We start from the raw sequence: 14,185 nt of genomic DNA, 5'->3' as shown, positions 1-14,185 counted from the left end.
GATCGAAACGAGGCACAGGCGTAGGGCCGCGTTTGTTCGGTGCGATCGTGCTCTCCGGAAGACACGAGTCCTAGCGGGAGCGCGCGAGTGACCACCGGGGTCGCCCGTGGCGACAACTCCGTCCGTCTTCGAAAGCCTTTGTGGCAGCGCTGATCACCGCTGTGACGAGCGTGCGCCTATATGGAAATGTTAATTTTCACAATACGGTGTCGTGTCCTTCACGTGGCCTGCGCAGCAGGTGCCGGCCGATAGGATGATCATCATGACGACCCCCGTGCGCGCCCTGCCGATCCGGTCGCCGATGATCACCTTGCTCGCTGCGGCGCTGGCCGCCGTCCTGCCGGTGAGCGCGCCGGTGACGCACGCCGCGCCCGCGATCGACCCGGCTCCCCAGGTGCGCACGGTTCACGGTTCGGGGGTGCCGGTACCCGGATACGCCGTCGCCGCCGCCGGTACCGAAGGACTCGACCCTCTCCTCGCGGTCGCCTACACCATGGCCGAGGAGGAGGCGCACGCGCGAGGGGTGCCGCTGTGGATCAACTCCGGCCACCGCAGCCGAGAAGAACAGCAGCGGATGTGGGAGGAAGGGCTACGCACCTACGGCAGCCCCGAGGAGGCCCGCCGATGGGTGCTACCCCCGGAGGAATCCACCCATGTCACCGGGCGCGCCATCGATGTGGCCCCGATCGCCGGCGCGCAATGGCTGGAAACCCACGGCAATCGGTGGGGACTGTGCCGAACATTCGACAACGAGTGGTGGCATTTCGAGCTCGTCACCATTCCCGGCACCCCGTGCCCACCCCGGATCCCCGACGCGAGTATGCGCTGAGCGGCCTCATTCGGCCGCCAGGCCCCGCAACTCGTCCAGATACGCCCGGGTGCGCGGATCTCCCGGATATCGTGCGGTCATCTCCTGCGCAACCTCGCCCGCGATCCACAGCAGCGAGGGCAGTGAGCGGCGCCGGCCGGCGAAGGCGCGAGTGCCCTCCTCGACCGCCAGTTCCAGATCCCGGCGACGCACCGCGATCGAGGCCAGGGTGAGTCGCGCCTCCGCCACCCGCATCGGATTGCGAACCGTGCCGTCGGGGCCGAGTGCCTCGGCGAGGACCGTCCGGGCGTAGTCTTCGGCCCGAGCGTCGTCGCCGGCCACCCGGCAGCAGTCCATGGCGTAGAAATCGAATTTCTGCGGGTCGATGACGAAATGGTTGTTGATATCGGAAGGATGGCCGAGCCGCTCCAGGATTTCTCGGCCCTCGGCCAATGCGGCATCCACCTCGCCGCGATCGCCCAGACGTGCCCAGGCCTTGGCGCGTTGCGCCGCCAACTGCACCCCGACACCCGTGTGGGCGCAGGCCGTGGGCACCGCCTCCGCCGCCTGGAGCGCGCCCCGGTGATTGCCCTGGGTGAGTGCGAACCATGCGGCCAGTTCCGCGCTCCAACCGATGATTTCGGAGTCCTCGGCCTCCTGCCCCAACGACATCGCGGCCCGGCGCGTCGCCTCGGCATTGGTGCGACGACCCATGTCGTAGTCGAGGCAGCCGATCAACAGCGCCATCCATCCGGCCAGGGTCAAGATCTCTCGGTGCTGGGCCAGGGTGATCCGGCCGTCCAGGAGGGCGGCGATCCGCCGCAGCCAGCCGGCGGCCTCGCGATGTAGTTCGTGCGGGTCCGCGGTGGAGTATTCGCAGCACAGCCGTTGGGTGGTGAAGCGGATGGCATCCAAGGTGGCGGGCGAGACGTCCGATATGCGGAGTCGGCCCATGAATTCGAGCGTGTCCATCCCGGTAGCCGTCAGGAGCTCGTCGTCGCGGTTGGGTCTGGCCTTGGGAAAGAATGTCGCCGTCACGGTGTCGAATGCGGCGGCGATGAGGGGAGCGTAGAAATCGTCCGGACGGGACTCGCCGGATTCCCAGCGGCGCCAGTTGCGCAACAGCGTGCTGTCGGTGGGCAGATTGTGTGACGACTTGGCCCGCATGGCCCGTACGGCATCGGCTTGTGACCACCCCCGAGCGTCGCGTTCGGAACGCATGCGGACAGCCCAGAGGGGCCGATCATCAGAAGTAGGCACGCGGCCCAGTATCGCACCAGCTAACTCCCCATGGGCCGAATAGGGCACGGGGATGTCCCCTATTTGACATCTACTCTCCGGGAGGGCGACCCGTCATGATCGAACCGGATCGGCCCGCCGGTCGGTCCAGGCAACATCCCCGCGAACGCGGGTTTCTTGATCCCGGAGCAGTAATGGTCCCCCGCGGTCTCGCGGGGAAGATTCAGGAGGTTCGGGTGGAAGCGTTGATCTACGGGTATTTACGCGATGATCTGGCCGAGGACGAGGGCGAGGACATGGAGGCCGCGCTACGCGGCCTGGCCGATGCCGAAGGATTGTGTTTCGCCGCGACATTCCACGAATCGTCCGGGGGCGACGGGACGGCGTTCGCCGAACTCACCCGCGAACTCCGGCGGGCGGACGCACACCATGTCGTGGTGCCGTCGCTGGACCACCTTGCCGGTCAGACCATTCCGCGAGAGCTGTTGATCGCGAAACTGGCCACCGATGCCGCAGCTCGGGTATGGACCGTGAACAGCTGACCGAGGCGCCGCGGACGAGCTTGCGCGGCGGTACGGATGGGCGCCGGTGCCGAAGGGGAAGCCGGCTCAGCGCCCGAAACCGCCGGGTCCACGTCTACGGAGATATTTTTCGAACTCGGCGGCTATGGCGTCGCCATCGATCTCGGCCATTGTCTCGTTGAGATCGGTGGCGGCGTCGCCGCGTTCTTCCAGCGAGCGCACATACTCGCTGATCTCCTCGTCGGCGACGGTCATCTCGTTGACCGTGGCCTCCCATTCCTCGGCCTGTCGGGGCAGATCCCGCAGTGGGACCTCGATATCGAGGACGTCCTCGACCCGGTGCAGTAGGGCGATGGTCGCCTTCGGATTCGGCGGCTGGGAGACATAGTGGGGGACGGCGGCCCAGAACGAGATCGCCGGGATGCCCGCCTTGACACACTGATCCTGCAGCACCCCGGTGATCCCGGTGGGGCCCTCGTACCGGGTCTGCTCCAGGTTGAACCGCTGCGCCGCCTCCTTGCTGTAGGCGGAACCGGTCACCGGCACCGGTCGGGTGTGCGGGGTGTCGGCCAGTAGGGCGCCGAGTATGACGACGGTCTGCACCCCCAACCGCTCGACGAACTCCAGCAGATCCGCGCAGAATCGCCGCCAGCGCATATTCGGTTCGATCCCGCGCAACAGCACCACATCGCGGTCGCTACCCGGCGGAGAGCACACCGACAACACCGTCGCCGGCCACACGATCTCCCGGGTGACCCCGTCCACCTGGCGCACCATGGGACGATTGACCTGGTAGTCGTAGTAGTCCTCGGAGTCGAGTTCGGCCAACGGGCGAGCGTCCCAGATCAACTCCAGATGCTCCACCGCCCCGCTGGCGGCATCACCCGCGTCGTTCCACCCCTCGAAGGCAGCAACCAGCACCGGGTCCCGCAGCGAGGGAAGATCGGGCCCGTCTACCGGCAGTTCACTGGCATCCATCCCTGCCAGCCTACGGCGTCCGCGGCGAGGGGGCGTCGGGTTTATCCCGTCCGGGCCGGCTCAGCGGGCAGAACACGTGACCGTCGTGAGTTCCGTCACCCGGATACGTCACAGGCGTCGAGGGAAGCGACGTAGGGGGCCGGAGCGGCGGTATCACGCACTACCCTGGAATTCATGTCTGCCTCCCTTCCCATCGAGTACGACACCACTCTGCTCGACACGCTCTCCCGGCGTGTCGTCATCGGCGACGGCGCGATGGGCACCATGCTGCAGGCAGCGGATCTGTCCCTCGACGACTTCCGCGGCCTGGAGGGGTGCAACGAGATCCTCAACGACACCCGGCCCGACGTGCTGCGCGAGATCCACCGCGCCTATTTCGCGGCGGGCGCCGATGCCGTGGAGACGAACACCTTCGGCTGCAATCTCCCCAATCTGGGTGACTACGATATCGCCCACCGCATTCGGGAGCTGGCCGAGAAGGGTACCCGGCTGGCCCGTGAGGTGGCCGACGATATGGGTCCCGGACCCGACGGAACCCCGAAGTACGTGCTCGGTTCGATGGGCCCGGGTACGAAACTGCCCACGCTGGGGCACGCTCCCTACGCCACTCTGCGTGACGCCTACACCGAGGCGGCGCTGGGCATGCTCGAGGGCGGCGCCGACGCCGTTCTCATCGAGACCTGTCAGGACCTGCTACAGGTGAAGGCCGCGATCAACGGCACCAAGGAGGCCATGCGGCGGCTGGGTCGGCGTATTCCGATCATCACCCACGTCACCGTCGAGACCACCGGCACCATGCTGGTCGGCAGCGAGATCGGCGCGGCGCTGACCGCGCTCGAACCGCTCGGTATCGATGTCATCGGACTCAACTGCGCCACCGGTCCGGACGAGATGAGCGAGCATCTGCGCTACCTGTCCCGTCATGCCCGTGTCCCGGTCTCGGTGATGCCGAACGCCGGCCTGCCGGTGCTCGGCTCGCGCGGTGCCGAGTACCCGCTGACCCCGGAGGAGCTGGCCACCGCGCTGCGCGGGTTCGTCTCCGAATTCGGGTTGGCGCTGGTAGGCGGCTGCTGTGGGACCACCCCCGAACACATCCGGCAGGTCACCGAGGCCGTGCGGGAGGTCGAGGCCGCCCTGCCGCCGATCGGGCAGCGCCGCGACCCGGAGCCCGAGCCGAGCGTGTCCAGCACCTATACGGCGGTCCCGTTCGAGCAGGACGCCAGCGTGCTGATGATCGGGGAGCGGACCAACGCCAACGGGTCGAAGGCGTTCCGGGAGGCCATGCTGGCCGAGGACTGGCAGAAATGCCTGGATATCGCCAAGGACCAGGTCCGGGACGGCGCCCATATGATCGACCTGTGCGTCGACTACGTCGGCCGGGACGGTGTCGCGGATATGGCCGCGCTGGCCGGTCGGCTGAGCACCGCCTCCACCCTGCCCATCATGCTCGACTCCACCGAGAGCGCGGTGCTGCGGGCCGGTCTGGAACATCTGGGCGGCCGGTGCGCGGTCAACTCGGTGAACTTCGAGGACGGTGACGGTCCCGAATCGCGATATCAGCAGACCATGCGCCTGGTCGTCGAGCACGGCGCCGCGGTGGTCGCGCTGACCATCGACGAGGAGGGTCAGGCCCGCACCGCCGAGAAGAAGGTCGCCGTCGCCGAACGCCTCATCGCCGATATCACCGGCAACTGGGGGCTGTCCGAAAGCGACATCATCATCGATGCGCTCACCTTCACCCTCGGCACCGGCCAGGAGGAGTCGCGTCGCGACGGTCTGGAAACGATCGAGGCCATCCGGGAATTGAAGCGCCGGCATCCGCGGGTGCAGACCACGCTCGGTCTGTCCAATATCTCCTTCGGTCTCAACCCGGCCGCCCGGCAGGTGCTGAACTCGGTGTTCATGCACGAATGCGTGCAGGCCGGGTTGGACAGCGCCATCGTGCACGCCTCCAAGATCCTGCCGATGAGTCGGATCCCGGACGAACAGCGCGAGGTCGCCCTCGATCTGGTCTACGACCGCCGCCGCGACGGCTACGATCCCCTGCAGAAGCTGATGGAGCTGTTCGAGGGGGTGTCCACGGCCGATTCCAAGGCCTCGCGGGCCGAGGAACTGGCCGCTCTGCCGCTGTTCGAACGTCTGGAACGGCGCATCGTCGACGGTGAGCGCAATGGTATGGAGGCCGACCTCGACGAGGCCATGCAGCAGGTGCCGCCGCTGCAGATCATCAACGAAACCCTGCTGTCGGGGATGAAGACCGTCGGTGAACTGTTCGGCTCGGGACAGATGCAGTTGCCGTTCGTGCTGCAGTCGGCCGAGGTGATGAAGGCCGCGGTGGCGCATCTGGAACCGCATATGGAATCCACCGACGACAGCGGTAAGGGCCGGATCGTGCTGGCCACCGTCAAGGGCGATGTGCACGATATCGGCAAGAACCTGGTCGATATCATCCTGTCCAACAACGGCTACGAGGTGGTCAACCTCGGTATCAAACAGCCCATCACGAGCATTCTCGACGCGGCGCTGGACAAGAAGGCCGATGTGATCGGTATGTCCGGGCTGCTGGTGAAGTCCACCGTGGTGATGAAGGAGAATCTGGAGGAGCTCAACGCCAAGGGCGTGGCCGACCAGTTCCCGGTGCTGTTGGGCGGAGCGGCGCTCACCCGCTCCTATGTGGAGAACGATCTCACCGAGGTCTACGCGGGTGAGGTGCACTATGCGCGGGACGCCTTCGAGGGGCTGCGGCTCATGGACGAGATCATGGCCCGTAAACGTGGGGAGGGGCCGGCGCCCGATAGCCCGGAGGCGATCGCCGAACAGAAGAAGGCCGCCGAACGCAAGGCCCGGCACGAACGATCCAAGCGGATTGCCGCCGAACGTCGGGCCGCCGAAACCCCGATCGAGGTGCCCGAACGCTCGGATGTGGCCGCGGAGCTACCGGTTCCGGTGCCGCCGTTCTGGGGCACCCGGCTGGTGAAGGGTCTGTCGGTGCACGAGTACGCGGGTCTGCTGGACGAGCGGGCGCTGTTCCTCGGGCAGTGGGGACTGCGCGGGCAGCGCGGCGGGGACGGTCCCGGCTACGAGGAATTGGTGGAAACCGAGGGGCGTCCGCGGTTGCGCGCCTGGCTCGACCGGCTCAGCACCGAAGGCGTGCTCCAGCACGCGGCGGTGGTGTACGGATACTTTCCGGCCATCTCCGAAGGCGATGACGTGGTCGTGCTCACCGAGCCGAAACCCGATGCGCCGCAGCGGTATCGGTTCACCTTCCCACGTCAGCAGCGCGACCGTTTCCTGTGCATCGCGGATTTCGTGCGTTCCCGGGAGTACGCCACGCGGACCGGTCAGGTGGATGTCCTGCCGTTCCAGTTGGTGACCATGGGCCAACCGATCGCCGATTTCGCCAATGAGCTGTTCGCCGCGAACAATTACCGCGACTACCTCGAGGTACACGGTATCGGCGTCCAACTCACCGAGGCATTGGCCGAGTACTGGCATCGGCGGATCCGCGAGGAGTTGCTGCTGGAGGGGCGTTCCATCGCCGAATCCGATCCCGACGATGTCACGGACTACTTCAAACTCGGCTATCGCGGTGCACGTTATTCGTTCGGATACGGCGCCTGCCCGGATCTGGAGGACCGGGCCAAACTGGTCGATCTGCTCGAGGCCGAGCGAATCGGGGTGACGCTGTCGGAGGAACTACAGTTGCATCCCGAGCAGTCCACCGATGCATTCGTGTTGCTACATCCGGAGGCCAAGTACTTCAACGCATAGCGGCAGCACACCGCACAACGGAAACGGTATTCGCATCCGCCGCGCAGTCCCGGCGACCGGCCACGGCCGGTCTCGACCGCCCGACTGCCGGCGGGTGCGCTGTACCTGGGAGCGTAGGATTTTCACATTTCCGCCCATCGACGCGCGGAGTTGGAGATGGCTCGGCGGCGAGCAGGAGGGGAACACCCAGATGACGACGGATCGGCTGGTGGCCGGACGGTATCGGCTCACGGATCCGATCGGTACCGGCGCCATGGGCGTGGTGTGGCGAGCTCGCGACATCCGCCTACAGCGGACCGTCGCGGTGAAACAGGTGCTGCTCGGCCCGCACCTGCCACCCGCCGCGGCCAAAGAGGCGCGGATGCGCGCCCTGCGGGAGGGGCGGATCGCCGCCCGGCTGCATCATCCGAACGCGATCACCGTCTTCGATGTCGCCGACGAGGACAATCAGCCGTGGCTGGTCATGGAGTACATGGACGCTCCCAGCCTGGCCGCCCGGCTCTCGGGCGGGCGGACACTGCCACCGCGGGAGGCGGCTCGTATCGGCGCTCAGGCGGCTGCCGCGCTGGCCGCCGCGCACGACGCGGGGATCGTGCACCGCGATGTGAAACCGGCGAATCTGTTGGTGGCCGACGACGGCACCGTGAAGATCACCGATTTCGGAATTTCCCGGGCGGCCGGTGATGTCACGGTCACGGCCACCGGGCTGCTCGCCGGGACCCCGGCCTACCTGTCCCCCGAGGTCGCGCGGGGGGAGAATCCGGAACCGCCGTCCGATGTATTCGCGCTCGGCTCCACCCTGTACGCGGCGGTGACCGGCCGGCCTCCGTTCGGGGAGGGCGACAACCCGCTGGCCATACTGCACGCCGTCGCCGGGGGAGAGGTCACCGAACCCGAAGAGGCGGGGGAATTGGGGCCGGTGCTCATGCGACTGCTGGAACCCACCCCTGCCGAGCGGCCCACCATGCAAGAGGCGCAGCGGTTGCTCGCCGATGTCGCGGCCGGTCGTAATCCACTTCCGGCGAATTCGTCGACCAAGGTCATGCCGGTGGGTGGCGCCGGTGACACCACTCGCAAAAGCGAGGGGGTGGAATCCGCTCGGCCGACGAAACGGCTGTCCGCGGCTTCGGCGACCGCGGACACCGGGTCCGATAGGGCCACGCCGAATGGCGCGCCCGGATCCGCGCCGCGGGGTACCGGAGCGGCGGATGGCGCCGGTACGGCCGATGTTCCCGGCGGATCACCGGCCGGCGCCAAGGGTTCCGGTGCCAAGGGTTCCGGTGCCAAGGGTTTCGGGGACGACACCACGGTGCGTCCGACCGAGCGGATCGCCGGATCTTCGACGCCGAATCCTCGGTCGGGCGCCGGGGTCGGCGCACCCGCCGACCCCGGCGCCCGACCGGTGCCCCCATCGACCGGGGCCGGTTCCGCCTCGCCTCCGGCCGAGACGACCCGACACGGACGGGGCCGGACCATGGCGCTGGCCGCCGGGGTGGTGGTCGTGGGGGTGATTGCAGGGGTGGTCCTGACCTCGGGCGGTGACAACTCGGATGCGATGGCGGGATCCGGCGAGACCACGAGCGCGGTATCCGAGGCGGGATCGGACGGGCAACCCGCCGAGGAGACAGCGGAGTCCGGCTCGGACGCCCACGACGCGGCGGTGGCGAGCGGACCGCTCACGGATGCCCGGGCGGAGCAGTTCGTCCGGGCGTACTACGGGTTGCTGCCGGGCGACACCGGAACGGCCTGGTCGTGGTTGTCCACGCAATACCAGAACGTGGCGGGCGGTTATAGCGACTACACGAGCTTCTGGTCGACGATCGGCGCCGTGCAGGTCACCTCGGTCACCCCGGCCGGCTCCGGCACGGTGATCGCCGGACTGACCTACACCTTGCGGGACGGTTCCACCACCTCGGAGACCCGTTCGTTCCGTATCGTCTCCGAAGGTGGCCGGCTGCTCATCGCCGATTCGCAACTAATGTGAGATACGTTTCACGACAATGGTTCTCGGACATATCCGGTCCGGTGGAGTGCCATCACCGGGCCTGGGGTGCTTCGAGGCGGGGGAAACGTGGCCATTCGCCGTATTGCGATTGTCGCGGGTATCGCCGGAGTGATTTTCGGCATGGGAAGTGGGTTGGCATCGGCTCAGCCCGATTGGTATCCGACTCTTGATCAGTGCCTCGCCAAGCGTGCGGAATTATACGGGCGAGGCGTCGCTCGGGAGTACGTGCCGCTGAAGCACGGAGAAGGCTTATCTGCTCATTCCGAACATGTATCTGCTCATTCCGAACATGGTTCGGGAATTCGGCCGGTAGTCGCGACGCCGCTCGTCCGGTGATGCCGTGCGTGGACGAGCCGGCGTCCGGCGGTCGGGGACGGCTCGATAGCCTGTCCGTGCGGCCGCCGGCCGCACCCGACCGAGAGCCGGTCGGGTCGAATTCCGACCGAGGAGCCGCGTCAGATGAAACGACCGGCGGGTGTGCTGTGGGATATGGACGGCACACTGCTCGACTCGGAGAAGCTGTGGGATATCGCCGTGCGCGAGTTGGCGGTCGAACTGGGCGGGCAGATGACCACCGAGCTGCGTCACTCCCTGATCGGCGCCTCCGGGCCCAATGCCCTGCGCATCATGTTCACCGGGCTCGGTCTCGACCCGCATCCGGAGGATCTGCGGGGCGCGGGCCGGTTCCTGGAGCGGCGGGTGTCCGAGTTGATGGCCGGTCCCATTCCGTGGCGTCCGGGCGCGACGGAGGCCCTGGACATGGTTCGTGCCGCCGGACTGCCTACCGCTCTGGTCACCAATACCAAGCGGTCGTTGACCGAACTGGCCCTGCAGACTCTGGGGCGCGAGCGGTTCGATACCTCGGTCTGCGGTGACGAGGTGGTGCACGGCAAACCTGATCCGGCTGTTTACCTGCGCGCGGCGGAACTCCTCGGGCTCGATCCGAAAGACTGTGTGGCCATCGAGGATTCCGTCACCGGGGTGCAGGCCGCCACGGCCGCCGGATGCGCCGTGCTGGTGGTTCCGTGTGAGATTCCGGTGCCGGCCCACCCGTTTCGGGTGCATCGGGACAGCCTCGTCGGCTTGACGCTGTCGGATCTGGAGTACGCGCTGCGGGTTCGGCGCGTCGCGCCGTCCGCATCACCTCGAATCGTGGTGCGCTGAGGCGGTTTTCCCGCCGTGTCGTTTCGGCCGCCGCGGGGGCGCGGATTCGTGGAAATAATGCCGAGCGTCGATAAGACCGTACGGTCCGTGATGTTTGTCACCGGATAACTCCGGCAATAGTCGGGCGTGTCGGCGACGGGTCCGCTAACAATAATCGCTATGGCAGTGCCGGGGACCGTACACGAAATCGTCGACACCACACGCTATCCCATGGTCCCCGACAGCCCCGGATGGTGTGCGGCGGTCGAGGCGGCCCGCGCCGATCTGGCGGAGGACGGATGTACCGTCCTCCGCGAGTTCATCCGTCCGGAATTGCACGACCTTCTGCGCGAACAGGGCGAACGGATGGCCCCCGAGGCGTACTACCGGGTGGAGCGGGTGAACGCCTACAACATCCCGTTGGATGCCGACCTGCCCGACGACCATCCGGGACGGATCGTGCTCGAACGCGGCAATGCGTTTGTCCCCCGCGACCGCATTCCCGCCGACGCGCTCATCCACCGGCTCTACACCAGCGAACTGTTCCAACGTTTCGTCGCCGACTGCTTCGGACTGGCCGAACTCCACGAATTCGCCGATCCCCTGGCCGGTCTGGTGCTCAATGTGGTGGCCCCGGGTATGTCACATCCCTGGCATTTCGACACCAACGAGTTCACCGTCAGCATGCTCACCCGGGCGCCCGAGGCCGGGGGCGTGTTCGAGTACTGCCCGAATATCCGTGCCCCGCACACGGAGAATCTCGCCGATGTGCGCGCCGTGTTGACCGGCGTGGGAGAGCGACTCATCCGGCGGCTGGAATTGCGCCCCGGCGATCTACAGCTGTTTCGGGGCCGATTCTCGTTGCATCGGGTCGCCCCGGTGGTGGGACGAACCCAACGACATACCGCGATCTTCGCCTACAGTGATCGGCCCGGTGTCATCGGCACCGTGGAACGTACCCGGCAACTGTTCGGTCGGGTACTCATCGACCACCTCGACGCGGCGGACGCCGTACGAGGAGACCGGCTGCTCGATTGAGCGGGTTGGGTCCGACGAGAGGAATATCGTGTCAGTGCCGTTGCACACCACCGGGAAAGCCTCCTTCGACGATATCTACGACAGAGCAGATCCGCGCGCGTACTACTCCCGAATGTCCGAACTGGACTATCGGATTCCGGAGTTGGCGAAACCCCATCTGTTGCGGCAGATCCGGGAGTATCGAGCCGCGACCGGGAAGTACCCGACGGTGCTCGACATCGGCTGCTCCTATGGGGTGAACGCGGCTCTACTTCGTTGGGATGTGGGACTCGAGGACCTGGCCGCCCACTACGCCGCTTCCTCGGCCGACCGGGCCGCGCTCATCGCGCGCGACCGCGCCCGTCTCGACTCCCGGGACGCCCTGTCCGAGGTGCGTTTCATCGGTATGGACGTTTCGCTGCCCGCGCTGGACTACGCGAGGTCGGCGGGACTGCTGCACGACACGGTGCACGCCGATCTGGAGTCCGCCGATCCCGCCGACGCCCAGCGGGAGATTCTCGCCGGGGTGGACCTGGTGATCTCCACCGGCTGTATCGGCTACGTCACCGAGAAAACCCTTCTCCGGGTGGCCACCGCACACCCGGACCGGCGACCGTGGATGGCACACTTCGTCCTACGCATGTACGGGTTCGAACCGATCGAGGCGGCGTTGGCCGAGCTGGGCTATCACACCGAGCGGATACCGGGCGATTTCGCGCAACGCCGGTTCGCCTCCGACGCCGAACGTACGCAGGTGCTGAATACGCTGTCCGCCAAGGGAACCGATCCCACCGGCCGCGAGGACGAGGGATGGCTGTATGCCAATCTCTTCCTGTCGCGGCCGCGACCGTAACCGACCCCGATTCGAGGACCCGCTGTGAGCGAACGCACATTTGCCGCCGAAGACCGATTGCCCCGGGTGCCCCTACCCACCTTGGAGGACAGCTGCGCGCGTTTCCTCGAGTGGTGCGCGCCGCTGCTGACCGCCGAGGAACTCGCCACCACCGAGCAGGCGGTCGCGGATCTGCTGCGCCCGGACGGCCCCGGCCGGACCCTGCACGCGGCTCTGCAGGAATACGACGCCACTGCCGGGGTGGGTAGCTGGCTGGATCTGTTCTGGCCGTCGCGGTATCTGGGCCGCCGCGACCGGATCGCGTTGAACGCCAACTTCTTCTTCCTCTTCCGGGACGACACCGTCCTGGCCGCCTCCACCGAGGCCGACCAGGTGGCGCGCGCGGCCGGTATCGTCGCCGCCGCCATCGACTACAAACTGGCCCTGGACCGCGAAGAGATCCCGCCGGTCACCCAACGCGGTCAACGCCTGTCGATGTGGCAGAACAAGTACCTGTTCTCCGAGACCCGGATTCCCGGAGTCGAACAGGACACGGTGCGGGTGCCCTACAGCGCCGAACACCCCGGGCCCTCGACCGCTCGACACATTCTGGTGTTCCACCGCGGAAACATCTTTCGGATGGACGTCATCGGGCCGGATGGCGTCCCCTATGCCTTCACCGATCTGGCCGAGGGGCTGCGCGCGGTGTTGAAGGCGGGCGCCCGCCCGGCGGCCCCCGACACCGCCGTGGGGCATCTGACCACCATGGCCCGGGCCGACTGGGCCCGGGTGCGCACCGAGCTGCTCACCGATCCGGACAACGTCGCCGCCTTCGACACCGTCGAAACCGCGCTGTTCTGTCTGTGCCTGGAGGATTTCGCCCCGCGGGACGAACTGCACGCCTGCGACACCCTGCTGCACGGTGACAGTGCCAACCGGTGGTTCGACAAATCGGTGTCGTTCATCGTGTTCGCCGACGGTCAGGCCGGGATCAATGTGGAGCACTGTGGACTGGACGGAACCACCATCCTGTCCTTCGTCGACACCCTGTTGCAGACCTCGGTCGAGGAGCATGTCACCCGCTCCGGCGCCCGTCCCCAGGGGCAGCCGCCGGTCGAGTTCGTCGAGTTCCGCCTCGACGAGGCCGCGCGCCACGAGGTGACCGCCGCGGGCCGCGACTTCGCCGCCTACGCCGCCGCAAATGCCACCACCATCGTCTCGTTCGACGATTTCGGCACCACCCGCGCCAAGGAACTGGGTATCTCCCCCGACGCCTTCGCCCAGCTCGCCTACCAGCTGGCCCATCGCCGCAGCAAGGGGCTCACCGGCGCCACCTACGAGTCCATCGCCACCCGCCAATACCGCAACGGCCGCACCGAGGCCATGCGCGTGGTCACCCCGGAGATGGTGGCCTTCGTGGACACCATGCAGGACCCGCAGGCCGATACCGCCGCTCGGCTCGCCGCGGTCCGCACCGCCGCGGAGGCGCATGTGGCACGTGCCACCCAATGCCGGTCCGGTGCCGCACCGGAACAGCATCTGTGGGAACTGGAGTGGATCCAGCGGCGGCGTGGCGCCGAGCTCGGCGTCACCGACCCCATCCCGCTCTACACCAGCCCGGGCTGGACCATCATGCGCGACGACTACCTGAGCACCAGCTCCGCGCCATCGGTGAACATTCGCTACTTCGGTTTCGGCTCCACCAGTTCGCGCTGTATCGGTATCGCCTACGTCTTGCTGCCGGACCGGTGGAACCTCTACCTGGCCACCCCGGCTGCGGTGGCGGACGAGATGCACGCCTTCGCCGAGCACCTGCGCACCGCCGTCGACGAGTTGGAAACACTGCTGGCCTCGGCCTGAATTCCACCGGC

The 14,185-nt window shown here is 67.2% G+C and carries 10 protein-coding genes; 8 read left to right on the top strand and 2 right to left on the bottom strand.

What is annotated here, in order from left to right:
- The first annotated feature begins 262 nt into the window (after positions 1 to 262).
- On the top strand, positions 263 to 829 hold the full coding sequence (locus ON32_RS12355; RefSeq protein ID WP_245550993.1) for a M15 family metallopeptidase: 567 nt from the start codon (positions 263 to 265) through the stop codon (positions 827 to 829).
- A gap of 6 nt (positions 830 to 835) precedes the next feature.
- Here ON32_RS12355 and ON32_RS12350 read toward each other — a convergent pair whose 3' ends face one another.
- Entirely contained in the window at positions 836 to 2,029 is a 1,194-nt protein-coding gene (locus ON32_RS12350; RefSeq protein ID WP_217998052.1) for an NsdA family TPR-like regulatory protein, read from the bottom strand.
- 212 nt (positions 2,030 to 2,241) lie between these two features.
- Between ON32_RS12350 and ON32_RS12345 the strand changes: the two genes are divergently transcribed.
- Entirely contained in the window at positions 2,242 to 2,589 is a 348-nt protein-coding gene (locus tag ON32_RS12345; RefSeq protein ID WP_245550991.1) for a hypothetical protein, read from the top strand.
- A 66-nt stretch (positions 2,590 to 2,655) separates the two neighbouring features.
- Here ON32_RS12345 and ON32_RS12340 read toward each other — a convergent pair whose 3' ends face one another.
- Positions 2,656 to 3,546, bottom strand: coding sequence for a PAC2 family protein (locus ON32_RS12340; protein ID WP_040790997.1), 891 nt, complete (start codon positions 3,544 to 3,546; stop codon positions 2,656 to 2,658).
- Positions 3,547 to 3,720: 174 nt separating this feature from the next.
- Between ON32_RS12340 and metH the strand changes: the two genes are divergently transcribed.
- The 6 genes from metH (at position 3,721) to ON32_RS12310 (ending at position 14,174) form a co-directional block, all read left to right on the top strand.
- A complete protein-coding gene (gene metH / locus ON32_RS12335) occupies positions 3,721 to 7,317 on the top strand; it encodes a methionine synthase (RefSeq protein WP_040790996.1) in 3,597 nt (1,198 codons plus the stop codon).
- A gap of 190 nt (positions 7,318 to 7,507) precedes the next feature.
- Positions 7,508 to 9,301 (top strand): serine/threonine-protein kinase, encoded by a 1,794-nt coding sequence (locus tag ON32_RS12330; RefSeq protein WP_040790995.1) that lies wholly within the window; start codon positions 7,508 to 7,510, stop codon positions 9,299 to 9,301.
- A gap of 480 nt (positions 9,302 to 9,781) precedes the next feature.
- Positions 9,782 to 10,486: an HAD family hydrolase gene (locus ON32_RS12325; RefSeq protein WP_040790994.1), complete on the top strand. Its 705-nt coding sequence runs from the start codon at positions 9,782 to 9,784 to the stop codon at positions 10,484 to 10,486.
- A 159-nt stretch (positions 10,487 to 10,645) separates the two neighbouring features.
- Positions 10,646 to 11,503 (top strand): HalD/BesD family halogenase, encoded by an 858-nt coding sequence (locus tag ON32_RS12320; protein WP_083874395.1) that lies wholly within the window; start codon positions 10,646 to 10,648, stop codon positions 11,501 to 11,503.
- Positions 11,504 to 11,531: 28 nt separating this feature from the next.
- Positions 11,532 to 12,335, top strand: a complete 804-nt coding sequence (locus tag ON32_RS12315; RefSeq protein ID WP_051133163.1) for a class I SAM-dependent methyltransferase — start codon at positions 11,532 to 11,534, stop codon at positions 12,333 to 12,335.
- Positions 12,336 to 12,359: 24 nt separating this feature from the next.
- Positions 12,360 to 14,174 (top strand): choline/carnitine O-acyltransferase, encoded by a 1,815-nt coding sequence (locus ON32_RS12310; protein WP_040790992.1) that lies wholly within the window; start codon positions 12,360 to 12,362, stop codon positions 14,172 to 14,174.
- Positions 14,175 to 14,185: the final 11 nt, after the last annotated feature.

Source organism: Nocardia paucivorans NBRC 100373, from assembly GCF_000308675.1.
Lineage (GTDB): Bacteria > Actinomycetota > Actinomycetes > Mycobacteriales > Mycobacteriaceae > Nocardia > Nocardia paucivorans.
This window is presented reverse-complemented; position numbering and strand designations above follow the sequence as displayed.

Coding starts and splice junctions, on each gene's coding strand:
- ON32_RS12355 (WP_245550993.1), top strand. CDS start 263: ATGACGACCCCCGTGCGCGCCCTGCCGATCCGGTCGCCGATGATCACC.
- metH (WP_040790996.1), top strand. CDS start 3,721: ATGTCTGCCTCCCTTCCCATCGAGTACGACACCACTCTGCTCGACACG.
- ON32_RS12320 (WP_083874395.1), top strand. CDS start 10,646: ATGGCAGTGCCGGGGACCGTACACGAAATCGTCGACACCACACGCTAT.
- ON32_RS12340 (WP_040790997.1), bottom strand. CDS start 3,546: ATGGATGCCAGTGAACTGCCGGTAGACGGGCCCGATCTTCCCTCGCTG.
- ON32_RS12325 (WP_040790994.1), top strand. CDS start 9,782: ATGAAACGACCGGCGGGTGTGCTGTGGGATATGGACGGCACACTGCTC.
- ON32_RS12330 (WP_040790995.1), top strand. CDS start 7,508: ATGACGACGGATCGGCTGGTGGCCGGACGGTATCGGCTCACGGATCCG.
- ON32_RS12345 (WP_245550991.1), top strand. CDS start 2,242: ATGGTCCCCCGCGGTCTCGCGGGGAAGATTCAGGAGGTTCGGGTGGAA.
- ON32_RS12350 (WP_217998052.1), bottom strand. CDS start 2,029: ATGCGTTCCGAACGCGACGCTCGGGGGTGGTCACAAGCCGATGCCGTA.